A 25,132-nucleotide genomic window follows, 5' to 3' on the forward strand; every position below is an offset into this window, starting at 1 on the left:
CCGCCCCCCCCCCCCTGTGGGGGGGGGGGGGGGGGCGCGCGCCCCCCCCCCCCCCCCCCCCCCCCCCCCCCCACAACTCAACGGAGCCGTGCGGCGGGCGGGAGTGCGATGAGCCATCCTCGGATCGACTTCGACCCCTTCGGAGAGCCCCGCCCGCCCGGCACCACCCACGCGATGCTCGACGAGCTCCGCGAGCAGTGCCCGGCCTTCCGCAGCTCCGCACGGGACGGATTCTGGGTGCTGACCCGGTACGCCGACATCCTCGCCGCCTACCAGGACACCACCGCGCACTCCAGCCGCGCCATCGCCGTCATCGACCCGGACCCGTCCTACCGGTGGATACCGGTCATGCTGGACCCGCCCGAGCACACCACCTGGCGGCGGCTGCTGCGCCCGCTGTTCACCCCGGCCCGGGCCGCCGCGATGGAGGGCGCCGTCCGGCGGCGGTGCGCCGAGCTGATCGACGCGCTGGCCGCCGGGGGCGGGTGCGACTTCGTCGCCGACTTCGCCCGCCGCTACCCGACGGCCGTCTTCCTCGAGTTCATGGGGCTGCCCGTCTCCAGGCTCGAGGAGTTCCTGGAGTGGGAGTACGCGATCCTGCACGCGCCGCCGGCGGAGGGCGGGCGCGTCGAGGCCATGGGCCGGGTGGCGGCCCTGTTCCAGGAGCTGATCGCCGAGCGGCGCCGGGACCCGCGCGACGACGTCGTCAGCGCCGCGATCGCCTTCGAGCCGGACGGCAGGCCCGTCACCGACGACGAGCTGCTGCAGCTGTGCACCCTGCTGTTCCTGGCCGGCCTCGACACCGTCGCCGCGCAGCTGTCGTACTCGTTCTGGCACCTGGCGCGGCACGACGCCGACCGGGCCCGGATCGCGGCGGAGCCCGGCATCGTCCCCGACGCCGTCGAGGAACTGCTGCGCGCCTACTCCCTGGTGCTGCCCGCCCGCAGGCTCACCACGGACGTCACGAAGCAGGGCTGCCCCATGCACGCCGGCGACATGGTGATGCTGCCCCTCGCGATGGCCAACCGCGACCCCCGCATGTTCCCCGACCCGCGGACCGTCGACTTCGACCGCGCGTCCAACCGGCACATCGCGTTCGGCGCGGGCCCGCACCGCTGCCTCGGCTCCCACCTGGCCCGGCTGGAGCTGCGGGTCGCCCTGGAGGAGTGGCACCGGCGCATCCCGCACTACCGGATCCCCCAGGACGCCCGCCCCGCCGAGCACGCCAGCCTCGTCCTCGGCCTCGACACCCTCCCCCTCACCTGGGAGCGGTAGGGGCCGGGGGCCGGTCAGTCGCCCGGGCCCTCGACGGTGCCGGCGGGCCGACTATGAACTCATTGGGCGCGGCGGCCCGTGGCGGCGCTCGCGCTGGCGTCGCGGAGGTGGCGCGGAGGCGCCGGCCGCGCGTCAACGGCCGCCGCCGTGCGAGCACCGTCCCGTCCCTTGGCACGTTCCGCAGGTGCGGCCGCCGGGCAGCGTGCCGCTACCCCCGCAGGTGGGGCATCCGGGGCAGTCGCATGCCAGGACGGGATGGTGGACGGGGGCGGCGCGGCGGCCGGTGGTGGTGGCGGCGGGCATCGGGGTCTCCCATGGCGGGTCGCGGTGATCGACATGGCGCCGCTCGTAAGGCAGAGCGGTGCAAATTCTCCCGACGCCGTAACTACGCGTCGATGATGTGCAACTCTCCGATTACCGCCACCGCGCCATGGACGCCGTCCCTCGCGGGTACCGCTCCCGGCCGTCGCCGCTCATTGACATCCGGCGCTCGCCGTGGATGCCGCGGCGGAGCCGGTCGCGGCGGCGGTGGCGGCGATCGTCGCGGCCGTCGCGGCGGCCCGGATCGCCGCGCGCCGGACGGCGCGGATCCGGCCCGTCGAGGCGCTCGGCGACGCGGCGCTGGCCCTCGTGGCGGACCTGCGCGCCGTCGCCGGACGCCGCTCCGGGGACCCGGACGTCACCGGGCTCGTCGAACGGCTGAGCGCCGAGAGCGCCGACTTCCGCCGGCACTGGGCCGAGCACCGGGTGGCGGTCCGGCGCCTCGACCGCAAGACCCTCCTGCACCCCCGGGTGGGCCGCCTGCTGATGGACTGCGAAATCCTGCTCACCCCCGACCTGTCCCGGAAACTGGTGGTCCTCGCCCACGCGGACGCCGACACCCGCGAGCGCCTCGACCTGCTGCGGGTCATCGGCACCGAGGAGTTCGCCACCGGCGCCCCGGACGCGCCCGCGTCCTGGGAGGGGGAGGTCTGGACAGATCGGCACGCCGGTTCTACTTTGTTCTCGATCACGCTAGGACCGGCGGCGGAGCGGAGGTCAATGGTGAGCTGAGATCGTGGCGAATGCCCGGCCGAATCGATCGCAACGCACCCTGACCATGGGCTCCCACAATGGCTGATGAATCGCGGACCGACCCGCCTTCCATTCCGATACCGGCCGTTACCGGCGCGTTAAGCCGCCGGAACGCGCGGTATTGCGGGTAAGGCCGCTATATTGACCGCGGCAGGCGGCCGCCGGACGGAGCGGCGCGCATCCGAGATCGGCCCCGCGCGAGCGGCCGCGCGGGCACCCCTGGCTGGACGGTTGCATGGCTCGTCGTGAACGCCCGCTGGACCCGGCGGCCGGCCCGCTGGAGTCGTTCGCGCACGATCTGCGCGCGCTGCGGCTGTCCGCGGGCGAGCCGACCTACCGTCAACTGGCGCAACTCGCCGGATACAGCGCCTCGACACTGTCGGAAGCCGCCAGCGGCGTCCGGTTGCCGACGTTATCGGTGACGCTCGCCTTTGTCGGCGCGTGCGACGGCGATACCGAGAAGTGGGAGCGCCGCTGGAAAGAAGTCCACGCCGCCGTGCAGGCGTCGGAGGACGCGGCGCCCGCCCCGGAAGACAAGGAGCCCGCCCCGGAAGACGAGGGCCCAGGCGTAGAGGACGCGGGCGTAGACGGCACAGGGAACCCAGGGGAAGAGGACGCGGGTGCGGAGACCGTCGTCAGGCGGGAGATCCTGCGGCCGGACGTGCCGAACGAGCCGCCGGTGCCGCGCGAGTTCCATTCGATCGTCATCGGACCGGCCGCGGACGGCGGCCTGACCAAGCGGAACGCCGCCGCCATCGCCGCGGCGGTCCTGCTCGCGGCCGGCCTGTTCGTCATCGGGCTGAGCCTCGGCGGGCGCGACGGCGGGCACATGGACATGGGCGGCTGCCCGATGCCGGGGACGAACCCGAAGTTCACCGCCACCGCGTACGGCGACGGCGCGCACATCCGGTCCGGCGCCGGCCTCGACCGGCCGGCGGTGGCGACGGTCCCGGCGGGCTGCGTCATCGGGTTCACCGGCTTCTGCATCGGCGACAAGGTCACCGACCGGACGGCGGGCATCCCGGACAGCCGCTGGTTCGTGCTCCCGGACGGCCGCGTCGTCGCCTCCGCCGTCGTGCACGGCAACCCGCCCACGCACCTCGCGCCGTCCGGGTGCGCCGGGGCGCATCCCGCGCCGAAGAAGCTGTCCCTCAAGGCCATCGGGGAGCCCTCGCCGGACTCCCGCGTCGTCCTCACCGCGGCGGGCTCGGACGTGCAGATCGTGGGGTTCGCCGCCTACTACGCGGCCGACCCCGCCAGCCCCGAGCTGCGCCTGTGGCACCAGATCGGGATGACCGGCGACACCACGACCAGCCTGTCGGTCACCTGGCGGCCCGACCGGCTGCCGGCCCCCGTGCGCCCCGGTGACCGCGTCCCGGTCGCGGCGGTGGCCTGCTACGGCGGCGGCGCCCCGGCCGAGGCGGCGGCCGTCGCGTCGCTGCGGCTGCCCGGCCCGCACGCCGCGGCGGCGCTGGCGGCGCCGTCCCCGACGGTCGACGCGTCGGCGCGCGAGGCCGCCTGCAAGTACCCCAGCGCCTCCTGAGCAGACGCGCCCGCCCGCGTTCGGACGATGGACTCCGGCGTTCGCCGAACGACGCCGCGGCGCTCCGGTCACCGGCCCGGCCCGTGCCATCGAAACCCCCTCTGGCCTGCCCTTACAACGGCCGAACCGGTCGTCCTGACAGTCCCCGGCGGTCCCGGTGTACGGCGCTGATTGATCTTCTTCGGCGGATGTGTCGATCAATCAATGCGGCCGGTAGCAACGAGGGGCGACGAGCCGAGTCGACCGAACGGAAGGACGCACCGCATGAAGCTGACGAGGACCCGGGCCGCCATCACGGGGCTGCTCGCGACCGTCGCGGTCACCGGCGGCCTGGCGGCGGGCGCGGTGCAGGCGTCCGCCGCGCCGCACGCCGCTCCCGCCGCCGCACCCGCCGCTCTGCCCGCCGTCAATATGGAGGCCACCGTCCTGGCCGCGCAGATCGACCCGCGGCGCGCCGACGACACGCTGACCCCGGGCGCGAAGGCGTCCGTCCTGGCCGTCGAGCAGGCGCTCCAGGCCAGGGACCTCCTGGACGCCCGCTGGGTCGACGGCTACTTCGGCACGGAGACCATCTCGGCGTACGCGGCCTACCAGCGCTCCCTCGGGTACAGCGGGCTCGCCGCGAACGGCCTGCCGGGCGCCACGTCGCTCGCCAAGCTCGGCGAGAACCGCTACACGGTCACCAACAAGATCGGTCCGGGCGCGAAGGTCCAGCGCGACGGGTACACGGTCGACGCCCGCACCCAGGCGATGCTCACCGAGGCCGAACGGCTGCTCGGCCGCAAGCTCGTGCTGTCGCAGGGCTCCTACAACCCCGGCGGGGACCCCTCGTCCGCCGGCACCCACGACGGCGGCGGCGTCGTCGACATCAGCGTTACCGGGATGTCCGCCGCCACCCGCACGTCCGTGGCGCGCGCGCTGCGCCAGGTCGGGTTCGCGGCCTGGGTCCGCAACCCGGACCAGGGCGACTGGCCCTGGCACATCCACGCCGCGGCGATCAGCGACACCGACCTGTCCAGCCAGGCGCAGCACCAGACCGGCGACTACTACCTCGGCCTCAACGGCCTCGCCAACCGGGCCCCGGACGACGGGCCGCGCATCCCCATCCAGACCTGGGAGGAGTACCAGCGCACCCACTGACCGGGTCCGGCTTCCCGGACCCCGACCCCGACCCCGACCAGGCGTTCCATGCATCTCCACACCCCCTATCGAAAGAGGAGACCATGCCGCACCTGAAGAAGTCCCTGACGATCGCCGGCGCAGCGCTGGCGCTCACCGCGCCCCTCGTCGCCTCCGTCTCGCCCGCGTACGCGGCGTCCCGCGACGGGGTCTGCGACAGCGGTGAGTTCTGCTACTACTACAACAGCAACGAGGCCGGATCGATCTCCGACTTCACCACCTCGATCGGCGACTACGGCGCCACCCAGCCCTCCTGCTACGAGTTCAAGGGCGCCGGAAACGGCAAGGGCGTCTGCGTGAAGAACAACGCGGCGTCGGTGTGGAACCGCACGAGCCACACGGTGCGGGTCTACTACAACAGCAACTACGGCGGCTCCCACCAGGACTTCGCGGCCGGTGCGAAGGGCAACCTGAACGCCACGCTGAAGAACAACAACGCCTCCCACCAGATCCTCGACGGATCCGGGCAGACGCCGCGCAACGACTACGACGGCAACGCGCGGGGATTCGCGCAGAACAACTGCACCGCCTTCGCAGCGTGGCGGATCGCGAGCCGGCTCGGCGTCCCGAACTTCAGCAACTCCTACGGCGGGACCACCTGGGGTAACGCGGGCACCTGGGACGACGCGGCCCGCCGGGTCGGCGTGACCGTCAACAAGACCCCGTCCGTCGGCGCGATCGCCGTCAATGACGTCCACAAGGTCGGGCACGTCGCCTACGTGAACAAGGTCTACTCCGACGGCTCATTCGACGTCGAGGAGTACAACTGGAACAACCCGCTCGCCTACGGCACGCGCTCGCACGTGCACGTGAGCAGCGCCCAGGCCGACTTCCAGTGGATGCTCCACTTCTGAGAGGCGGCCGGAAATGGCGATTCGCGCAAGGCTGATCGGCCTGCTGGCCGCCGTGGCGACGGTCATGGCCGGAGCCGTGGTGGTGGCCGGGCCGGCGTCCGCGGCGTCCCGTGACGGGGTCTGCGACAGCGGCGAGTTCTGCTACTACTTCAACAGCAACGAGGCCGGTTCGATCTCCGACTTCACCAGCTCCCTGGACGACTACGGGACGACCCAGCCGACCTGCTACGAGTTCAAGGGCGCCGGAAACGGCAAGGGCGTCTGCGTGAAGAACAACGCGGCGTCGGTGTGGAACCGCACGAGCCACACGGTGCGGGTCTACTACAACAGCAACTACGCCGGCTCCTACCAGGACTTCGCGGCCGGTGCGAAGGGCAACCTGAACGCCACGCTGAAGAACAACAACGCCTCCCACCAGATCCTGGTGTCGCCGCCCACCGGCTGCAAGACCGACGGCACCAACAGCAAGCTGCCGACCTCGATCCTGGTGTACCGGGTGAGCCTCGGCCGGGTGGACCGGGTCGACTTCAAGACCTACGTCAAGAACGTCCTCCCGAACGAGTGGATCTCGAGCTGGCCGAGCGCGTCGCTGGACGCCGGGGCGATGGCGGTCAAGAGCTACGCCTGGTACTGGGCGCTGCACTCGACCCGCAAGACCCCGGGCGGCGCGTGCTACGACGTCCGGGACGACACGGGCGACCAGGTGTACCGGCCGTCCTCGGCGGTGTCGTCGACGTCCGCCGCCGTCGACCGCACGTGGTCGACCCGGATGACCCGCAGCGGCAACATCCTGATCGCGCACTACTGCTCCACCACGACCGCCTGCGGCGCCTGGGTGGACGGCAACTGGATGTCCCAGTACGGCTCGCGCGACATGGCGAACGCCGGCTCGGACTTCCGGGCGATCCTCCGCCACTACTACCGGGACATCGTCCTGTCCTGACGCTCTCCCCGCCCGCGGCGGGGCACCGGCGACCCGCCGGCGCCCCGCCGCTTCGCGTTCCCGCGAAAATCCTCGCGCCGACGGGAATTGAGTCGACCCGACTCATGTTTACTTAGTCGGAAGCCGCAGGAGTGAGACGGAGGAGATCGAGATGAGCAGCCTGACGCTCTGGCAGCGGGACCCCTTCACCGAGTTCGACGCGCTGGTCCGGCGCGCCTTCGGCCCCTACCGCGCCGACGAGCGGTTCGCCGGGTTCGTCCCGACGGCCGAGGTCGCCCGGGACGGCCAGGACGCCGTCGTCAGCCTGGACCTGCCGGGCCTGGACGCCGGCAAGGACGTCGCGATCGAGGTCGAGCGGGGACGGCTGGTCGTGCGCGGTGAGCGCCGCGACGAGCGGACGGGCGAGCGCGGCCGCCGCGAGGTGCGCTACGGCGCCTTCCGCCGCGAGTTCGTGCTGCCCGAGCACGTCACCGCCGACGCCGTCACGGCCGACTACGACGCGGGCGTGCTGAAGGTGCGGGTCGCGGGCGCGTTCGCCGAGACGGAGCCGCATCGCGTCGCCGTCACCGTCGGCGGGCGGCCGGCCGTGACCGGCGGCGAGGACGGCACCGACCAGAACGCCTGATCAAGGGCCGTTCCACGGCCGACGACAACGCGCGGGCTCGCCGCTCCGGCGGCGAGCCCGCGCTTGCTTGCCTTACCGGTGTCCCTTCGCGGACGCGGCACCGGCGGGCACGCGCGGTGCCGTCAGGGCGCGGCGGTCGGCTTCGGCGACGGTGCCGCCGGCGTCCCGTCCTCGGTCGCACATGTCCGTCACCCCGCGAGCATCTCACCGCCGCCGCCCTGCCGCGCGCGGGGCCGTGGGACCTCTACAATTCCGCGGATGGCCGGATATCAGGATCATGATGTGTTCGAGGGCCTGGACGTCTCGGCCCTGCCGCCGCGCCAGCAGCGGATCCTGGCCACGATCCGGGACTGGGTCGTCCGGTACGGCTACCCGCCGAGCACCCGCCAGATCGGCGACGCCGTCGGGCTGCGGTCCGCGTCGTCGGTGTCGCGGCACCTCGCGAGCCTGGAGGACAAGGGCTTCCTGCGCCGCGGCGCCGCCGTGGCCCGCCCGATCGACGTGCGGTCCTTCCTGCGGGACGGCGCGGACGAGGCGCCCGCCGGCGACTCGGTGCCCGTCCCGGTCGTCGGCGACATCGCCGCCGGCGCGCCGATCATCGCCGAGCAGCACGCCGACGACGTCCTGTCGCTGCCCCGCGAGCTCGTCGGGCGCGGCACCGTGTTCGCCCTGCGGGTGCGCGGCGACTCGATGATCGAGGCGGCGATCTGCGACGGCGACACCGTCGTGGTCCGCCGGCAGCCCGAGGCGCACTCGGGCCAGATCGTCGCCGCGATGATCGACGACGAGGCCACCGTCAAGGTCTACCGGCGCCGCGGCGGGCACGTCCTCCTCGAACCCCGCAACCCGGCGTACGACGTCATCGACGGCGACCGCGCGGTCATCCTCGGCATCGTCGTCTCGGTCCTGCGAAGCGTCTGAACCGGCGCCGTCATCCGGAGCCGACGGCCCGCGCCACCTCCTCCGGATGGGTGAGTTGCGGATGGTGGCCCGCGCCCGGGATGACCGTCACGGTGACGTCCGGGAGCGCGTCCAGCAGGGCCTGCCCTTCAGGGGTGAGCGGGTCGTCGGAGCCGACGATGACGTGCACGGGTCCCCGGTGGCGGCGCAGCCCGGCCCGGAGCTCGTGTAGACCTCGGTGACGTCCGCGCACCCGTCCTCGATCAGCGCCGGCCCGGAGAAGTCGGCGCGCAGGTCGGCGGGGGGCTCGCCGTGCCCGTGGTCGTCGAGCCAGCGGACGAGCCGCCGCCACATGGAGAACGACCGGGCCACGGGGAAGGTCGTCATGATCCCCTAACCGGACGCGGCGGCCGGACCGGTGTGGAGCACCTCGCGGGCCTGCTCGGCGGAGCGCAGCAGGCTCTCGCTGACGAAGTCGATGAAGCGGGCCCCGCCTTCGAGGCGCGCGGCGGCGGGCGTGCCGGGGCCGAGGACGGTGACGCCCTGCCGCATGGCCTCCATGACCTGCACGAGCGCCTTGGCGCTGGCGACCAGCGACTGGTACCAGATGTCGTCGTCGACGATGTAGCGCTCCCGGCGGCCCTCGGCGCGTTCCCGCCGGACGAGGCCCTGCTCCTCCAGGAACGTGATCGACTTGGACACCGACGCCGGGCTGACCTGGAGGCGCCCGGCGAGTTCGGCCGCGGTGAGGCTGCCGGAGTCGGTGGTGTAGAGGCAGGCCATCACGCGGGCCATCATCTTGGGCGTGCCCGAGGCCATGAAGACGGTGGTGAGCGTCTCCTCGAACTCGCGCACGGCCTCGGGGTCGCGCCCGTCGGCCTGCGCCGGCGGCTCCGCGCCGCGCGCCGCGGGCCGCCTGCGCCGGCGGGCGCGGCGCTCGGTGGCGCGGTGCGCCAGGTCGGCGCGGTAGCCGGTGGGGCCGCCGTTGCGCATCACCTCGCGGGTGACCGTCGACGTCGGACGGTCGAGACGCCGGGCGATCTCCGCGTAGGCCAGGCCGTCGGCCAGCCCGGCCGCGATCTGCTGGCGTTCCTGCTGGGTGAGCCTGCCTCCCGGCATCACGGCCCTCCTTCGCGCTCCTCGGACGTCCTCACCATAGCGTTCGCGCTTCCGGAAAGATGATGAGCGCTCCGGCGGGGGCGCGTCCGTCAGGAGTCGGCCGGGACGGTCGTGACGACCTTGCCCTGCGCGTTCGCCGCGAGGTAGCCGCCCCCGTAGTCGTCGGTGAAGTAGACCATCATGGTCGGCCGGTCGCCGTTGAAGGTCCACGACGCCTTGATGATCACGTACTTGTTCGTCGGCTTGGGCACCTTCAGTGTGCGCGCGGCCCGGCTCATGAGCGCCGGCAGGGCGTCCCAGTTGAAGCCGTTCAGGTTCACCGTGGCGTTGTCGGTGATGCCGATGCTGGGACGTCCCTTGACGGCGGCGTCGGCGCCCTTCTCGTAGGTGTAGTTGTCGAACGCGGCCCGCCGCCCGCGGACGGGCGCGTCGGCGGTCGCGCGGTCCTCGTAGACCGTCATGCCCGCGAACTGCTTCGCGCCCGACGCCGCCTCGAACTTTTTGATCACGTCGCGGACGGCGGCCGGGGTGAGCAGGGTCTTCGGCCCGGCGGCGGCCTTCCCCGGGCCTTCCTCGTCGTAGGGGGCCGACGGGCCGGACGACGGGAGGCGCGCGCCGATGTCGGCGTCACCGGCGTCCTTGAGCAGCCTCGGGACGACGATGATCGCCGTCACGAGCAGCACCGCAGCCACGCAGGCCACGGGCACGGCGATCGCACCGATGATCAGTCCGATCCGGCGCCGCCGCACCGGCGCGGCGGGCGCGGTGCCCGGGAACCCGCCCGGATTCGTCCCGGGGCCCACCGGCTGGACGGGCGGGGGCGGCGGGGGCGGCGCGAGGCTCGGCCCGGCCGCCGCCGCCTGGGCCAGCAGCTGGTCCAGTTCGGGCGCCGCCGGCCGGGCCGCCGGGTCGGGCACCAGCAGCGCCTGCAGTGCGCGCGCGAGCGGACCGGCGTGCCGCGGCGGCGGGATCCGCGCGGCCATCACCGCCGCGAGCGTCGCCGCCGCGGTCGGCCGGCGCAGCGGGTTCCGGCCCTCGACCGCCACGTACAGCAGCAGGCCGAGCGACCACAGGTCCGACGCCGGGTCCCCCTCGCGGCCGTGCAGCCGCTCCGGTGCGATGTACTCCGGCGAGCCGACGAGCCCGCCGGTGGCCGTGACCCGCGACGCCTCCTCCAGCACCGCGATCCCGAAGTCGGTCAGCACCGCCGTGCCGTCGTCGCGCAGCAGGACGTTCGCGGGTTTCACGTCGCGGTGGCAGATGCCCGCCGCGTGCGCGGCGCGCAGGGCCGCGAGGATCCCGCGCCCGATCGCCGCGGCCTCGGCGGGCGGCAGCGGCCCGTCCGCCAGCCGGTCCTGGAGCGACCGCCCCGGGACGAGTTCCATGACGAGCCACGGGTGCGGCATGTCGGGCGAGTCGACGATGTGGTGGATGGTCACCACGTTCGGGTGGTGGAGCCGGGCCAGCGCGCGCGCCTCGCGCATCACCCGCTCGCGCATCATCCCCGCCACCGCCGTGTCGTTCTCGGCCGCATCGGTTCCGGCGAGCCGCACCTCCTTCAGGGCGACCTCGCGGTGCAGGGCCAGGTCGAACGCGCGCCAGACCGTCCCCATCCCGCCGCTGCCGAGCCGTCCCCGCAGCTCGAAGCGCCCGTCGATCACCATCCGCCCAGAGGTCACGCCGCACAGCCTAGAACCACCGATCGCCAGAAACCGGGCAACCCGGACAAGATCCCGCGCGCCCGCGCGGGCCCGCCGACCGGCGACTCCCCGTAGCGGCTCGGCGCCGTTCCATCATCGGGTCTGGTGGGCGCGCGGAGGCTGATGCACACTGCCCACATGCCCCACGCCGGCCACCTCGAAGGACCGGACGGGCTGCGCGTCGAGGCCGTCCGGCTCGGCGACGCGGACGTGGCCTTCGCCCGCGCCCACCACCCCGACGCGCGCGCCGGCCAGACCTGGTTCCTCCTCACCCGGCACGGGCGCCTGGTCGCCTACTGCCGCGACGTCGAGGAGGTCGCCGAGCACGTCGACCTGTCCGACCTGCACGGCCCCGGCGAGGCCGCCGAGGACGCCTGCTAGGAGCCGGCCGGCTCCTGCGCTCGCGCGGCGGGCTTAATTGGAAAGACTCTTGGCAGTAATGGTGTTGTCCGCAACCGTGATGGGCGTCGACACCACTTCCTGATGCGCGCGTCAGACAACGGCAAACCGACCCAACCCCCGCCAGGAGAGTTTCCGTTGGTCACCCGCAGATCGTTCCTCGCAGCGGCCGGAACGGCCGCGCTCGCCGTCCCGTTCGGACGCGGCCTGCTCGGCACGCCCGCGTCCGCGGCACCGTCCACGTGCGGGCTCACGCTCGCCAACCACGGCTCCGCTCCCGTCAGCGCCTACATCACCGGCCGCGAGCAGGGCACCGGCCGGCTGATGCTGCTGCGCGCCGACAGCACGCCGTACTATCCGCCCTCGCCGTCCGCGCCGCAGACGCCGCTGCCCGTGGACTGCTCGATCCCCGTCGGCGCGGGCGGCGAGGCGAACCTCACGCTCGGGCAGATGTACGGGGCCCGCATCTACTTCGTGAAGAACGACAAGCTCGCCTTCTACGTCAACCCCGGGCCCGCGCTCGTCGAGCCGGCGTTCGCCAACCCGTCCGACCCGAACTACCTGAAGACCTGGTCGTTCTGCGAATTCACCTTCAACCCGACCCAGCTGTACGCGAACATCTCCTACGTCGACCTGCTCACCGCGCTGCCGATCGGGCTCGACCTCGCCGGGGACGCCGCGCACACCGTCGCGCCCGCGCCCGCCGGAGCGGTGAACGCGGTCGCCGAGGCCCTCGCCGCGCAGAAGAACGCCGACGGGCAGCCCTGGGACCGGCTCGTCATCCGCGACGGCGGCGGCGTCCTGCGGGCCATCGCCCCGCAGTGCTACATGGCCGACAACCCCGGCGCCTTCTCGTCCTACTGGGACGGCTACGTCGGCCGGGTGTGGGACAAGTACGCCGGCACCGACCTGCGCGTCGACCTCCAGGGCGGACGCGGCGTCTACACCGGGCGCGTCACCGGCGGCGTCCTCACCTTCAACGACGGGAGCACGTTCGCGCGGCCCGCGTCCAAGCCCGTCTTCACCTGCAACGACGGGCCGTTCGCCAACAACCCGGGCGACTCCGACGTCAAGAAGGGCCTGCTCGCCCGCATCGCCGCCGCGTTCAACCGCAGCACGATCCTGAGCAGCGCCGACCAGCCGAACGGCACCCCGGAGTCGGACTACTACCAGGACCCGACCACCAACCACTGGGCCCGGATCCTGCACGCCGAAACCCCGATCGGCTACGCGTTCCCGTACGACGACGTCTGCCCGGACGGGCAACCGGACGTGTCCGGCGCCGCCGTCGACGGCAACCCGCGGCGCCTGACCGTGACCGTCGGCTGAGCCGTCCGCCCGGGGCGCCGGCTTGGGCGGTCAGCGCGCGGCCGCCCAAGCCGGCGTCCAATCCGGCGTCCAGGTCCTGGCGCCGTCTTGGCCGGACGCCACGGCGGCGAGATGGGCGCGCAGAACGCCCAGCGCCGGATGGGCGTTGTCGCGGTGCCACAGGACCGAGTGCGGGTAGACGGGCGTGGGATCGGTCACCGGGATACGGCGCAGGCCGTGTCCCGCCGACCAGACGAGACGCGTCCGCGCGCCCATGAACGTGGCCAGGGCCGGGGTGTCGGCGACGGTGTCGAGCAGGGCGTCGGATCCGAAGTTGGGCCCGGTCGCCTCGATGGTGAGGCCGAACTCGGCGACGAGGTCGTCGTAGTAGGCGGCCCACTCGCTTCCCGGGACGATGCCGGGCATCCAGATCCGGTGCCCGGCCAGCCGCCCGAGGGGCAGCGACCGCGCGGCCGCCAGCGCGTGGCCGGGACCGGTGAGCAGTTCGAGTGCCTCGTCGAGCACCCGGACGTGCTCGACGTCCCGGGGAAGGGGCCGGCCGGGCTCGCCGACGGCCCGGAACGTCGCGTCGATCGCGCCGGACCGCAGGGCGCCGACGGCCGTCTCCATGTCGTGCAGCATCACCACGTCGAGGTCGATCTCGGGGTGCGCGCGGTGGAAGCCGCGCATCAGTCCCGACACCGCGCCGCGCGAGTTGATGATGTCGACGCGCAGCGGACGGCGCGCCGCGTGCACGGACGCGACGGCCCGGTCGGCGGCGCGCAGCACCTCCCGGGCCTGGGGCAGGAACGCCTGCCCGTCGATGGTGAGCTCGGCGCCGCGCGGCGTGCGGGTGAACAGCCGCACGCCGAGGCCGCGCTCCAGCGCCGCGATGCGCTTGGAGACGGCCTGCTGGGTGACCGCCAGCTCGGCGGCGGCCTCCTGGAACTGCCCCGCGTCCGCGGCGGCGACGAACGTCCGGACGGCTTCGAAGTCCATGCGGCAGACCCTAGGGCCACGACCAACGGCCATTTCCACCCCGCGAAGAGATGGGGTGGCGTGCGGCGTCCGTGCGAGGGGTGCGGCAGGATGAGGGGCATGGGACAGGTCGTGGTCACCGCGGAGAAGACGCTGAGGTCGAGTCCGGGACGGGTGTTCGATGCGCTCGCGGACTACACGGGCGTGCGCTCGAGGATGCTGACCGAGCACTACAGCGAGTACGACGTGCGCGAGGGCGGGCAGGGAGAGGGCACGGTGGTGCACTGGAAGCTCGCCGCCACGAGCAAGCGGGTGCGCGACTGCCTCTTCTCCGTCAGCGTCCCCGCGGCCGACACGCTCGTGGAGAAGGACGCCAACTCCTCGATGGTCACCACCTGGACCGTGTCGCCGGTGTCCGAGGGGACGCGGGTCCAGGTGCGGACGACCTGGGACGGAGCCGGCGGCGTCGGCGGATTCTTCGAGCGCACCTTCGCCCCGAAGGGGCTGCGGAGCATCTACGACGCGCAGCTGGCGAAGCTGGACACCGAACTCGGCGCCTGACCCCGGGTTCCGCCATCCGGTCGCCGACGCCGCCCGCGTGGCCTGCGCGGGGACGTCGGCCGGGCGGGCGGGCGCCCAGGCCGCCAGCAGCTGGACGGCGGCCTCGGTGGCGCTGCCGGCGACCGGCACGAGCACGACCAGCCGCTGCCGCGCGTCGCCGACCGGCACGAAATGCTCGAACGCGAACGTCACGGTGCCGAGAGCCGGGTGCCGCAGGTTCTTCGCCCCGTGCGCCCGGACGCCGACGTCGCCGGCGTCCCACAGCGCCCGGAACGACGCGCTGCCCTCGCGCAGCTCGCCGATCAGATCGGCCAGGGCGGCGTCGGCGGGATACCGCGCCCGCGTCACCCGCAACTGCCCGGCGGTCACCGCGGCGGCCTCGTCGTGGTCGACGTAGAAGTCCTGCTGCCGGGGTCCAGGAACAGGTGCCTGGCAAGGTTCGCCCGAGGCGGTGAGGCGACGGCGTCGAGCACCTCGGGCGACGGATGCCCGGCGCGGCCGGCTCGCGCTGACGGTCGCGGGGCATAGGCTGCCGACTGCTGGAGGTGAGGACGATGAACCCGCGGCGCATCGCGCTCAACCGGCGGCACAGCTACGAGATGGGGGTGCTCTTCTCGCGGTTCCTCGAACTCCATCCGGACGTCGAATCCGAAGTCCACGGGGCGCAGATGACCGACGAGCACGAGGCCGCGTGGACGGAGTTCAGCGCCGGGCTGCTCCGCCGCCACCAGGCCGAGCGTTCCGCTCTCGCGGACGTGCTCGAAGCCGAGGCCCGCGACTGAACCGGCGCACCGCGCGGCCGGTTCGGCCGCGGCGGCCCGTGGCCGAATGTCCGCTTCCGGCGTGTTTTTCGGCGTCACCGGCACGACACACCTGGCCCGGCTTGCTTAACTATGGACGATCTTGTCGTTACTGTCGTACCTCAGGCTCGGCGAACGGTCACCGGAGGTAGCGATGCGGTCCGGACGGTGGTTGCTCGTCGCCTGGCTGATCACTGGGGCGCTCGCCGCGGGACAGCGCCACTACTACGCCCACTTCGACGGCAGCTGCACCAAGTTCGCCACGATCGGACTCACCTGGGCCACCGGGCCGCTCAACTACATCGGCCTCAACCCCAGCGCGAACTGCAAGGTCCCCGAGCCGAGCAAGTGACGCGCCGGGGTCCCGGGCCGAAGACGCCCGCCCCGGACGCCGCCGCTACGAGCCGCCGCCTCCCGGCCCCGCGCCCGCGGCGGGACCGGACCTTCCCTGGGATCGGCGGATGAGGTGGGAGACCAGGACGAGGGCGGTGGTGAGGACGGCGGCGGCCAGCGCGATGTACGCGGTGGAGCCGATGGAGATGACGAACTCCTGTCCGAGCCGGCGCAGCTCGGCGGGGGAGAGCTGGTTGAACTCGGAGTTCTTGCTGTGCAGCGCGGCCTTGTTGAGGAGGAACACCGCGACGGCGGCCACGGCGAGGCCGCCCGGGACCGCGGCCCAGGTCGGCCTGAACCGCCGGGTGAACTCTGCGCTGATCACGATGTTGACCACGGCCACGGCCATGATCAGCGTGAGGACGCCCCAGACCGTCTCGATTCCGTGGACCTGGGTTGCGGCCTGGAGGATCTCGGTCTCGTGGCCGACGTTCTTCGTGCCGACCTTGGCCCAGGGCAGGAACGTCGTCGCGGCCAGCACCGCGGCGACGACGCCCGCGGCACGTACCAGCACGCGGCTTCCTGCCGGGGTGCGCGGAGCGGAGGCCGGTTCGACGCGCGTGGAGGCGGCCGAACCTTGGGCCGCCGCCCGGACGCCCTCACTGAGCAGGGATCGCGTGAGAGGAAGCGTCGGCGGTTCACTCGACGCGGCGGTCGCGTCGGCGGCTGCGGTGCCGGGGCCGGCGAGCAGGCGTATCAGCACGTCGCGGGCGGCCGGCCGGTGATGGGGCTGCTTGGCCAGGCAGGCTTCGACGATGTCGCGGAGCGGGCCGTCGAGGGCGCCGAGATCCGGTGGTTCGTGCAGGATGCGGTGCATCACCGCCGGGATGGAGTCCTGGCCGAAGGGCGTGCGGCCGTTGGCGGCGTAGGCGATGGTGCAGCCCCAGGCGAAGATGTCGGCGGCCGGCCCGATCGGTCCGCCGCTGATCTGCTCGGGGGCCATGTAGGCGGGGGTGCCGACGACGGCGCTGGTGAGCGTCCCGGTCGCCTCCAGCGCGCGGGCGATGCCGAAGTCGATGACGCGGGCGCCGTCGGCGCCCATGATCACGTTGCCGGGCTTGAAGTCGCGGTGCACGACCCCGCCCTCGTGGATCGCCGCCAGCGCCGTCACCGTCGCGATCGCCAGACGCTGCAGGGCCGGCCCGGCCGGGACGTCGCCGGAGGCGATGACGGACGCCAGCGACGGGCCGTCGATGAACTCGCTCACGATGTACGGCTGGTCGCCGTCCAGGTCGGCGTCCAGGACCCGGGCGGTGCAGAAGGGGGCGACCTGGCGGGCGTGCGCCAGCTCCGCGGCGAACCGTTCCCGAGCCTTCGCATCGGAGCCCAGCCGGGCGTGCAGCACCTTGACCGCGACCTCCGCCTGGTCAGGACCGATGCCCCGGTACACCACGCCCTGCCCGCCCTCGCCGAGCAGGCCCACCACCCGGTAGGCGCCCACGCGGGCCGGGTCGCCGGGACGAAGCGCCGACACCTGCTTCATGGCCAACGACTCCCGGGTCCTGGAACACGACCTCTTAATCGATCACCACAGTAGCGAGACGAAACGGGCCGTGCGTCGAGCCGTCGCGAAGGCGCCGGCGGAACGCGCCGCCGGGGAGAGCGGGCCCCCGGGATCACCGGCCGCGCCGCGCGGGCGGACGCGGCCCGGCCATCGGGCGCCTGCGGCGGCTTCTCACCAGCCCGCTCCCGCAACCGCCCCGGTGAGCCGGACGCCCGCCCGCACGGCGCCCGTCCGGCCGCATCGGGTTCCGGAGTCTCAGTCGCGGTCCAGGCGCTCCAGGCGCTTGGCGGCGGTGGCCTCGTGGGCGGGCATGAGGTCGGCCTGGGAGATGGTGACGACGTGCGGCGCGATCGCGCGGATGCCCTCGTCGGTGTCGATCCGCTGCCAGGTCACCGTCTTCAGGAAGGACGCGACGGACAGGCCGCCGGTGTAGCGGCCGGCGTTGGCGGTCGGGAGCACGTGGTTGGTGCCGATCGCCTTGTCGCTGAACGCGACGGTCGCCCGCTGCCCGACGAACAGCGACCCGTAGTTGCGCAGGTTCTTCAGGTACCAGTCGTCGCGGTCGGTGTGCACCTCCAGGTGCTCGGCCGCGAGCAGGTCGCTCAGCCGGACGGCGTCGTCGTGGTCGGCGGCGAGCAGCACGAAGCCGTAGTCGCGCCAGGCCGCGCCCGGGACCTCCGCCCCGCCGACCTTCGCCAGGTCGCCGAGCTGCCGGTCGATCTCCGCGATGACCGCGTCCGCCATGGCGCGGCTGGTGGTGACCAGGGCGGCGGGCGAGGTCGGGCCGTGCTCGGCCTGGCCGAGCAGGTCGGCGGCGACCAGCTCCGGGTCGGCCGAGTCGTCGGCGATCACCGCGACCTCGGACGGCCCGGCGATCATGTCGATGCCGACCCGGCCGTACAGCTGGCGCTTGGCCTCGGCGACGAAGGCGTTGCCCGGGCCGACGAGCTTGTCCACCGGGCCCGCGTCGTCCAGCAGGCCGAACGCCATCGCCGCGACGGCCTGGACGCCGCCGAGGCAGTAGACGGCGTCCGCGCCGGACGCGGTGAGGCTGTACAGCGTCGGCGCGTGCACGCCCTGGCCGGCGCGCGGCGGGGTGCACGCGACGACCCGGTCCACGCCGGCGACCTTCGGCACCTTCACGGTCATGAACGGGCTGGCGAGCATCGGCACCCGCCCGGCGGGCGCGTAGGCGCCGACGTGGGCGAGCGGGATCTGCCGCTGCCCGAGGACGACTCCGGGCAGCGTCTCGGCCTCGAAGTCGGTGAGGGTGGCGAGCTGGCGGGCGGCGAACCCGGCGACCTGCTCGATGGCGAAGTCGATGCTGTCGCGCAGCTTCGGGTCGAGCCCGCGCGTGGCCCGCTCGGCGTCGTCGGCGGTGACGACGAAGGACGCGGGGTCCCAGTCGTCCAGCTCGCGGGAGTACCGGCGGACGGCGTCCATGCCGTCCCTCTCGATCGTCGAGAGCATCTCGCTCACCCGGTCGCGGACCTGCGGGTCGACCGCGCTGGAGGCGACCTTCAGCGGCTTCTTGACCAGGGTGACGTCGCCGGCGGGAACACGCACGGTGGGAACTCCTTATGCGAGAGGTACGGAGCGGAAGCGGCGGGCCGTCCCGTCCAGGCACGGGCCGGCCGTGCCATGCGGGGCGCGCACGAGCGCCGCGGAGCGGAAGGCGGGGTGGGGATGTGGCCGACCCGTTCCACCCGGTGGTCCGGGCGCCGGGCGGGCACGGTGACGCCGGGCCGGGCACGGGGACGGGCGACCGCCCGGACCCGACTGCTCGGCTGCCGCGAGGTTAACCGACCGCGCTGACCAAGGGGTAGCCTCTCTTTCCTTAGGATTGGAGAGGCTTTTCCTTAATGACGCTGATCCAGCTGCTGTACTTCGTGTCCGCGGTGGAGGCGGGCTCGTTCTCCGCCGCGGCCGAGCGGCTGCGGTTGGCGACGCCGTCGGTGTCGGAGCAGATCCGGCGCCTGGAGCGGCACGTCGGCACGGCGCTGTTCGAGCGCGGGCGGGTGCTGCAGCTCACCGACGCCGGCCGGGCGCTGCTGCCGCAGGCGCGCGCGACGCTGCGAGCCGCCGAGGAGGCGGAGCGGGCGGTCGCCGACGTCCGCGGCCTCAAGGGCGGGCTCGCGAACTTCGGGCTGTTCCGCAACGCGGACTACTACCTGGTGGGCGCGCTCGTCGAGACCTTCCTGCGGGAGCATCCGCAGGTGCGGCTGCGGCTCCCGGGGCAGAACAGCGCCGAGGTCGCCGACGCCGTCCGCGCCGGCCGGCTGGAGGCGGGACTGGTCGTCCTGCCCGTCGACGACGAGAGCCTGACCGTCGCGTCGATCATGCGGGACGAGGTCCGCTACGTCAGCGCCGACCCGCGGCGGACCGGCAGGCCGGTGCCGCTGGAGCGGCTGGCCCGGCAGAACCTGATCCTCTACGACGCGGCGTGGGCGGGCCTCGACCCGACCCGGCGGCAGCTCGCCGCGCGGATGCAGACCCGCGGGCTGACCGTGGTGCCGCACGTCGAGGTCGAGCGGGTGGAGGGCGCGCTGGAGCTCGTCCGGCGGGGGCTGGGCGACACGATCGCGGCGAGCACCGTCCTGCGGACCCGCGCTCCGGGCCTGCACAGCGTCTCGCTGCAGGAGCCGCTGTACGACGAGATCGCCGTGATCCAGCGGCGCGGCGCGCGCCTCTCGGCGGCGACCGCCGAGTTCATCCGGCTGGCCCGCGGCCACCTGCACCGCCTCGCGGAGGGCAACCCGTACGCGCACATCCTGGGCCCGAACGAGTGACCGGAGCGCTGAACCCCTTACGCGGCGGGCTTTCCGGGGGCCACAGGATAATCCTGCGGATGCTAGAGGATCATTCGGCGTTGTCCTTCGGATCCTGCGGCTCATAGATTTCGCGCCAAGCCACGTGACGTGGGCCAGCCCACATGCGGGCCCTCCCGCCGGCCCGGCGACCCGCCGGCGGCGGCCGGGACCGCCCTGCGCGACCAGCCACCCCGCGAACGGCGGCGCAAGCCGGTCCGCGCGCCCGGACCGAAGGAAAGGTCGGTGAGATACACAGATGGCGGACCCGCTACTCCAGGCCCGTGGCATCGGGAAGAGCTACGGGCACGTCGAGGTGCTCCGGGGGGTCGACTTCTCGGTCGCCCGCGGCGAGGTGACGGCACTGATCGGGGACAACGGAGCCGGCAAGAGCACCCTGGTCAAGATCCTCTCCGGTGCGCTCAGCCCGGACAGCGGCGAGATCCTGCTGGACGGTGAGCGGGTGACGTTCAGCTCGCCGGAGAGCGCGCACGACATGGGCATCGAGACCGTCTACCAGGACCTCGCCCTGGCGCCGGAGCTCGGCTCGGCGGAGAACGTCTTCGCCGGGCGGGAGCTGCTGAAGCCGGGGCTGCTCGGCCGGCTCGGCGTCCTCGACCGCCGGACGATGCGCGACCGGGCCCGTGAGGCGTTCGTCGACATGGGCACCGACGTCAAGGACATCGAGGCCCCGGTCGCCGCGCTGTCGGGCGGGCAGCGGCAGAGCGTCGCGATCTGCCGGTCGGTGATGTGGGCCGACAAGGTCATCTTCATGGACGAGCCGACCGCCGCCCTCGGCGTGCGGCAGACCGGCAAGGTCCTGCAGCTGATCCGGCGGGTCGCGGACAAGGGCATCGCGGTCGTGCTGATCAGCCACAACATGCCGGAGGTCCTGGAGGTCGCCGACCGCGTCCAGGTGCTGCGGCTCGGCCGCCGCGTCGCCGAGTACCGGGCGGCGGAGACGACCGTGGAACAGCTGGTCGGCGCCATGACCGGCGCCCTGGAAGGGAAGGCCGCATGACCGAGATCCCCGCCTCGGCGGCCCCGGCGAAGGCCGCGGACGAGACGAGCGGCGCAGGCGACACGAGCGGTACCGGAAGCGCGCACGGCGCCCTGAAGATCGCCCACCGGTCTCCGCTGCGCAAGTTCCTGTCGTCCTCACCGGCCTACATGGGCCTGGTGCTGATCGTGCTCGTGCTGCTGTTCTCGGTGCTGCGGCCGGAGGCGTTCCCGACCACCGCGACCGGCCGCAACATCTCGCTGGACATCTCGGTGCTGCTGGTCATGGCCGTCGGCATGACGTACGTGATGGTCGCGGGCGGCTTCGACCTGTCGATCGGGTCGGTGCTGGTGTTCTCCGGCGTGGTGATGGCCAAGACGATGTCCGCGATCGGCGGCGACGGCACGTTCGTCGTGGTCGCCGGGATGGTGGCGGCGGTCATCGCCGGAACCGCCTGGGGCGTGCTGAACGGCGTGTGCATCACGCTGCTGAAGGTCCCCGCGCTGATCACCACGCTCGGCACCATGGGCGCGGCGCTCGGGGCGTCCCAGATCATGACCAAGGGCACCGACGTCACCACCGTGCCGAACACGCTGCTGAAGATCACCACGTCCCGGCCGCTCGGGTTCAGCTGGCTGGTCTACGTCGCGGTGGTCGTCGCGCTGGTCGGCGGCCTGATCCTGGCGTTCACCCGGTTCGGCCGCCACACCTACCTCGTCGGCTCCAACGACGAGTCGGCCCGCCGCGCCGGCATCAACGTGAACCGGCACCTGATCAAGCTGTACGCGATCAGCGGCGCCCTCGCCGGAGTGGCGGGCGCGATGTCGCTCACCCGCTTCGCCACCACCACGATCTCCGGGCACGCCACCGACTCGCTGCAGGTCATCACCGGGGTCGTGCTCGGCGGGACGAGCCTGTACGGCGGCATCGGCAGCGTCCTCGGCACCGTCGTCGGCATCTTCATCCCCGCCGTCCTGCAGAACGGCTTCGTCGTCACCCACGTCCAGCCCTACTGGCAGCAGGTCGTCATCGGCTTCGTCCTGATCACGGCCGTCTACGTCGATCACCTCAAGCGCGCCAGGCGCGATCGCAGCTAGGAGACCTCATGAGATACGGCACTGCGTTGCGGCTGTCCGCCGCCGTCGGTGTGGCCGCGATGGCCCTCACCGCCTGCGGCTCCGGGTCCGACTCGGGCTCGGGGTCGGGAGGCAAGCGCATCGTCTACGTCCCCGCCGTGACGGGCATCCCGTTCTACAACACGGTCGTGTGCGGGGCGCAGGAGAAGGCGAAGGAGCTCGGCGCCAAGTTCGACGTGCAGGGGCCGCCGGAGTTCGACCCGGCGAAGCAGTCCGCGATCGTCAACGCGCTGGTGGCCGACAAGCCGGACGCGATCATGATCTCGGTGGCCGACTCCAAGGCGCTGATCCCGCCGCTGAAGCTCGCCAAGGCCGCCGGCATCAAGATCATCGGAGTGGACGGCGACGTCGACGACCGCTCGATCATGACGACCAACATCATCTCCAACAACGTCAAGGGCGGCGCGCTCGCCGCGGACGAGATGGCCAAGGCCACCGGCGGCAAGGGCGAGGTCATGGGGCTGAACAACGAGCCCGGCAACCCGCTCGGCGAGGCGCGCGACAAGGGCTTCAGGGACGAGCTGAAGAAGTACCCGGGGCTGAAGTACATCGGCACCCAGTACAGCAAGAACGAGACGGCGAAGGCGGCCTCGATCGCCTCGAGCGCCAGCTCGTCCAACTCGCGGCTCGCCGGCATCTACGCCATGTCGACCACCAACTCCGAGGGCGCCGTGACGGGCCTGCGTGAATCGGGCAAGACCGGGAAGGTCAAGCTCATCGGCTTCGACATCTCCGGGCCCATCGAGACGGCGCTCAACAACAAGCAGATGGCGGGCACCATCGTCCAGCACCCCTACCAGGAGGGGCAGATCGGCGTGCAGTCGGCGCTGGACGCGATCGCGGGCAAGCCGGTGCCGCGCGACCAGAACTCCGACCTGGTCTTCGCGACCCCGGCGAACCTGGCCACGCCGGAAGTCCAGAAGTACGTGTACAAGAAAGAGTGCGGCAAGTGACGGAGACCAGCGAGGCGGGCGAGCGGGAAGGCGAGCAGGCCGCCCCGAAGTACGCGCCGCAGGCGTCGTCCACCGGGCGCGTCATGCCGGCGGACTTCTCGATCGCCCTCTCCGAGGGCCGCGGCGCCACTCTCCCGGACGGTGACTACAGCCGGCGCAAGCAGTCGCTGCGCGGGTTCGAGGACCAGTACACCGACATCGTCGACTACATCGTCCGGATCACGCACCGCATCTGGGAAGACCAGGACATCGGCTACATCTACGACACCTACGCGCCGGGCTGCCGCGTGTTCGACGACAGCGGCCCGCGGCACGGCATCGAGGAGATGGTGGCCGGAACGGTCCAGGCGATCGCCGCGTTCCCGAACATGCGGCACTACGCCGACGAGGTGATCTGGGCGGGCGACGACGAGCAGGGCTTCGTCACCTCCCACCGCGCCCTGAACATCGGCGACCACACCGGCCACTGGCGGTGGGGCCCGCCGACGCACCGCCGCCTCAACACCTGGGTGATCGCCAACTGCGTCATCAAGGACAACGAGATCTACGAGGAGTGGGTCCTCTACAACACCGCCGCCAAGCTGCAGCAGCTCGGCCTGGACGTGGCGGCCTGCGCCCGCGAGTTCGGCAACTCCCGCGCGCTGCGGCCGTACAGCGAGCGCGAGCAGACCGAGGTGGAGCGGCTGCAGGGCGGCCGCAAGCCCGTCGCCCTCCCCGAGCCCGGCACCTCCGGCGCGTTCGACGTGGAGGAGTGGGCCCGCGCCCTCGTCCACAACACCTACAACCGCCGCGACCTGAGCACCATCGACCGGTTCTACGCGCCGAACGTCCGGTGGTACGGCACCACCAACCGGCAGGGCTACGGAAGGCAGCAGGTGAAGGCGATGGCCCGCGCCCTGCTGGCGACGTTCCCGGACCTCGGCGTCCACGTCGACGAGGTGTACTGGATGGGCAACCCGGACGAGGGCTACCGGGTCAGCCTCCGCTGGGGCGGCGCGGGCACCCACAAGGGCTACTCGCTGTACGGCGCGCCGACCGGCCGCCAGGTGCACATCTGGGGCATGTCGCAGCTGTACATCCGGCACGGCGAGATCGTGGAGGAGTGGGCGCTGTTCAACGAGTTCGACGTGATGGCGCAGCTCCTCCGGGACGAGCCGGCCGCGCTTGTCTGACCGGACGATCGGGGACACGCCGATGGCACCGATGACGACCCGGGTGACGTGCGTGCAGCTCGCGCCCGTCCTCAGCGACCCGGACGGCAACATCGAGCGTGCCCGCTCGGCGATCCGCGCCGCCGTCGGCGACGGCGCGCGGATCGTCGTGCTCCCCGAGCTGGCGACCTCGGGCTACCTGTTCGAGAGCGCCGGCGAGGCCCGCGATGCGTCGATCACCGCCGACGATCCGCGGCTGGCGGCATGGTCGGCGGAGGCGGCGCGCGGCGGTGCCGTGGTCGTCGCCGGGTTCTGCGAGCGGGGCGCGGACGGCCTGCTCCACAACAGCGCGCTGGTGCTGGACGGAGCGGGGGTGCGGGCCGTCTACCGGAAGGTCCACCTGTGGGACCGGGAGAAGACGCTGTTCGCGCCCGGCCGCGCCGAACCGCCCGTGCTCGACACCCCCTACGGCCGGATCGGCGTGCTGATCTGCTACGACCTGGAGTTCCCCGAGATGCCCCGGGCACTGGCGCTGCGCGGCGCCGACCTCATCGCGGTGCCGACGAACTGGCCGGTGGTGCCGCGCCCGGACGGCGAGCATCCGCCCGAGGTCGTGGCGGCGATGGCCGCCGCGCGCGCCAGCCGCGTCCTCATCGCCTGCTGCGACCGCTCCGGCGCCGAACGCGGCGAGCGGTGGACGCGCGGCACCGCCCTCATCGACCAGGACGGCTGGATCCGGGCGAGCACCGCGAGCGAGGGCGGCCGGGCGACGGCCGACCTCGACCTCGCGGCGGCGCGCGGCAAGCGGCTGACCGACCTGGCCGACGTCATCGCCGACCGGCGGCCCGAGCTGTACGGGGAACTCGTGCGGCCGGACCGCGGCACCGGGCGGGCCGGCTGACACTGTGCGGGCCGGCTGACACTGTGCGG

Annotated in this window: 25 protein-coding genes and 1 pseudogene; 19 read left to right on the forward strand and 7 right to left on the reverse strand. The window is 72.9% G+C overall.

The annotated features are described in order from the left end of the window. Positions 1-108 precede the first annotated feature (108 nt). From F8568_RS21190 to lexA, 8 genes are all read left to right on the forward strand, one after another. Entirely contained in the window at positions 109-1,275 is a 1,167-nt protein-coding gene (locus F8568_RS21190; RefSeq protein WP_151595440.1) for a cytochrome P450, read from the forward strand. Positions 1,276-1,770: 495 nt separating this feature from the next. Next, on the forward strand, positions 1,771-2,328 hold the full coding sequence (locus tag F8568_RS21195) for an MmyB family transcriptional regulator (RefSeq protein ID WP_160573693.1): 558 nt from the start codon (positions 1,771-1,773) through the stop codon (positions 2,326-2,328). A 256-nt stretch (positions 2,329-2,584) separates the two neighbouring features. Then, positions 2,585-3,892, forward strand: a complete 1,308-nt coding sequence (locus F8568_RS21200; protein ID WP_151595441.1) for a helix-turn-helix domain-containing protein — start codon at positions 2,585-2,587, stop codon at positions 3,890-3,892. Positions 3,893-4,156: 264 nt separating this feature from the next. Continuing rightward, the gene (locus F8568_RS21205) at positions 4,157-5,032 is read left to right on the forward strand and encodes a peptidoglycan-binding domain-containing protein (RefSeq protein WP_202125206.1); all 876 of its coding nucleotides are present in this window, start codon (positions 4,157-4,159) and stop codon (positions 5,030-5,032) included. Between the two features lie 83 nt (positions 5,033-5,115). Next, positions 5,116-5,925 (forward strand): CHAP domain-containing protein, encoded by an 810-nt coding sequence (locus F8568_RS21210; protein ID WP_160573694.1) that lies wholly within the window; start codon positions 5,116-5,118, stop codon positions 5,923-5,925. Between the two features lie 13 nt (positions 5,926-5,938). Continuing rightward, positions 5,939-6,868, forward strand: coding sequence for a peptidase inhibitor family I36 protein (locus tag F8568_RS21215; protein WP_160573695.1), 930 nt, complete (start codon positions 5,939-5,941; stop codon positions 6,866-6,868). A 151-nt stretch (positions 6,869-7,019) separates the two neighbouring features. After that, positions 7,020-7,493 (forward strand): Hsp20/alpha crystallin family protein, encoded by a 474-nt coding sequence (locus tag F8568_RS21220; protein WP_151595442.1) that lies wholly within the window; start codon positions 7,020-7,022, stop codon positions 7,491-7,493. Between the two features lie 258 nt (positions 7,494-7,751). After that, positions 7,752-8,414 carry a transcriptional repressor LexA gene (gene lexA / locus F8568_RS21225; protein ID WP_151595443.1) on the forward strand — a complete coding sequence of 221 codons (663 nt, stop codon included), beginning with the start codon at positions 7,752-7,754 and terminating at the stop codon, positions 8,412-8,414. Between the two features lie 87 nt (positions 8,415-8,501). Here the strand turns inward: lexA and F8568_RS21230 are convergent, their stop codons facing one another. The 3 genes from F8568_RS21230 to F8568_RS21240 all read right to left on the reverse strand — a co-directional run bounded on the left by F8568_RS21230 (position 8,502) and on the right by F8568_RS21240 (position 11,191). Beyond that, on the reverse strand, positions 8,502-8,780 hold the full coding sequence (locus F8568_RS21230; RefSeq protein WP_160573696.1) for a hypothetical protein: 279 nt from the start codon (positions 8,778-8,780) through the stop codon (positions 8,502-8,504). Between the two features lie 6 nt (positions 8,781-8,786). Then, positions 8,787-9,512, reverse strand: a complete 726-nt coding sequence (locus F8568_RS21235; RefSeq protein WP_151595444.1) for a GbsR/MarR family transcriptional regulator — start codon at positions 9,510-9,512, stop codon at positions 8,787-8,789. Between the two features lie 89 nt (positions 9,513-9,601). Next, on the reverse strand, positions 9,602-11,191 hold the full coding sequence (locus F8568_RS21240) for a serine/threonine-protein kinase (protein ID WP_328600978.1): 1,590 nt from the start codon (positions 11,189-11,191) through the stop codon (positions 9,602-9,604). 159 nt (positions 11,192-11,350) lie between these two features. Between F8568_RS21240 and F8568_RS21245 the strand changes: the two genes are divergently transcribed. Further along, a complete protein-coding gene (locus F8568_RS21245; RefSeq protein ID WP_151595445.1) occupies positions 11,351-11,593 on the forward strand; it encodes a hypothetical protein in 243 nt (80 codons plus the stop codon). A 156-nt stretch (positions 11,594-11,749) separates the two neighbouring features. Continuing rightward, positions 11,750-12,940: a beta-1,3-glucanase family protein gene (locus F8568_RS21250; protein WP_151595446.1), complete on the forward strand. Its 1,191-nt coding sequence runs from the start codon at positions 11,750-11,752 to the stop codon at positions 12,938-12,940. Between the two features lie 30 nt (positions 12,941-12,970). Here the strand turns inward: F8568_RS21250 and F8568_RS21255 are convergent, their stop codons facing one another. Next, positions 12,971-13,918, reverse strand: coding sequence for a LysR family transcriptional regulator (locus F8568_RS21255; RefSeq protein WP_151595447.1), 948 nt, complete (start codon positions 13,916-13,918; stop codon positions 12,971-12,973). Positions 13,919-14,017: 99 nt separating this feature from the next. On the opposite strand from F8568_RS21255, the gene F8568_RS21260 reads away from it, so the two are divergent. Then, on the forward strand, positions 14,018-14,458 hold the full coding sequence (locus F8568_RS21260; RefSeq protein ID WP_151595448.1) for an SRPBCC family protein: 441 nt from the start codon (positions 14,018-14,020) through the stop codon (positions 14,456-14,458). Positions 14,459-14,602: 144 nt separating this feature from the next. Here F8568_RS21260 and F8568_RS51085 read toward each other — a convergent pair. Further along, positions 14,603-14,827 (reverse strand): annotated as a pseudogene (locus F8568_RS51085) (MmyB family transcriptional regulator); the annotation flags it as partial. Positions 14,828-15,012: 185 nt separating this feature from the next. Between F8568_RS51085 and F8568_RS21270 the strand changes: the two are divergent. Both F8568_RS21270 and F8568_RS21275 read left to right on the forward strand, forming a co-directional pair. Beyond that, positions 15,013-15,240 carry a hypothetical protein gene (locus F8568_RS21270; protein ID WP_151595450.1) on the forward strand — a complete coding sequence of 76 codons (228 nt, stop codon included), beginning with the start codon at positions 15,013-15,015 and terminating at the stop codon, positions 15,238-15,240. Between the two features lie 172 nt (positions 15,241-15,412). Further along, positions 15,413-15,610, forward strand: coding sequence for a hypothetical protein (locus tag F8568_RS21275; RefSeq protein WP_151595451.1), 198 nt, complete (start codon positions 15,413-15,415; stop codon positions 15,608-15,610). Between the two features lie 45 nt (positions 15,611-15,655). Here F8568_RS21275 and F8568_RS21280 read toward each other — a convergent pair whose 3' ends face one another. Together F8568_RS21280 and hisD are read right to left on the reverse strand one after the other, a co-directional pair. Further along, positions 15,656-17,134: a serine/threonine-protein kinase gene (locus tag F8568_RS21280; RefSeq protein ID WP_151595453.1), complete on the reverse strand. Its 1,479-nt coding sequence runs from the start codon at positions 17,132-17,134 to the stop codon at positions 15,656-15,658. Positions 17,135-17,410: 276 nt separating this feature from the next. Then, complete coding sequence (hisD, locus tag F8568_RS21285) at positions 17,411-18,721, reverse strand: histidinol dehydrogenase (RefSeq protein WP_202125207.1); 1,311 nt, start codon at positions 18,719-18,721, stop codon at positions 17,411-17,413. Between the two features lie 296 nt (positions 18,722-19,017). Between hisD and F8568_RS21290 the strand changes: the two genes are divergently transcribed. The 6 genes from F8568_RS21290 (at position 19,018) to F8568_RS21315 (ending at position 25,103) form a co-directional block, all read left to right on the forward strand. After that, positions 19,018-19,944 carry a LysR family transcriptional regulator gene (locus tag F8568_RS21290; protein ID WP_151595455.1) on the forward strand — a complete coding sequence of 309 codons (927 nt, stop codon included), beginning with the start codon at positions 19,018-19,020 and terminating at the stop codon, positions 19,942-19,944. A gap of 277 nt (positions 19,945-20,221) precedes the next feature. Then, entirely contained in the window at positions 20,222-20,983 is a 762-nt protein-coding gene (locus F8568_RS21295; protein WP_151595457.1) for an ATP-binding cassette domain-containing protein, read from the forward strand. Next, positions 20,980-22,059, forward strand: a complete 1,080-nt coding sequence (locus F8568_RS21300) for an ABC transporter permease (protein WP_151595459.1) — start codon at positions 20,980-20,982, stop codon at positions 22,057-22,059. The genes F8568_RS21295 and F8568_RS21300 overlap by 4 nt, the downstream gene beginning before the upstream one ends. Positions 22,060-22,067: 8 nt before the next feature. Continuing rightward, positions 22,068-23,051 carry an ABC transporter substrate-binding protein gene (locus F8568_RS21305; RefSeq protein WP_202125208.1) on the forward strand — a complete coding sequence of 328 codons (984 nt, stop codon included), beginning with the start codon at positions 22,068-22,070 and terminating at the stop codon, positions 23,049-23,051. Next, on the forward strand, positions 23,048-24,223 hold the full coding sequence (locus F8568_RS21310) for an ester cyclase (protein ID WP_202125209.1): 1,176 nt from the start codon (positions 23,048-23,050) through the stop codon (positions 24,221-24,223). Before F8568_RS21305 ends, F8568_RS21310 begins: the two co-directional genes overlap by 4 nt. Before the next feature lie 22 nt (positions 24,224-24,245). Continuing rightward, positions 24,246-25,103: a nitrilase-related carbon-nitrogen hydrolase gene (locus F8568_RS21315; RefSeq protein ID WP_236008995.1), complete on the forward strand. Its 858-nt coding sequence runs from the start codon at positions 24,246-24,248 to the stop codon at positions 25,101-25,103. Positions 25,104-25,132: the final 29 nt, after the last annotated feature.

This window comes from Actinomadura physcomitrii (genome assembly GCF_008923205.2).
GTDB classification, from domain to species: domain Bacteria; phylum Actinomycetota; class Actinomycetes; order Streptosporangiales; family Streptosporangiaceae; genus Spirillospora; species Spirillospora physcomitrii.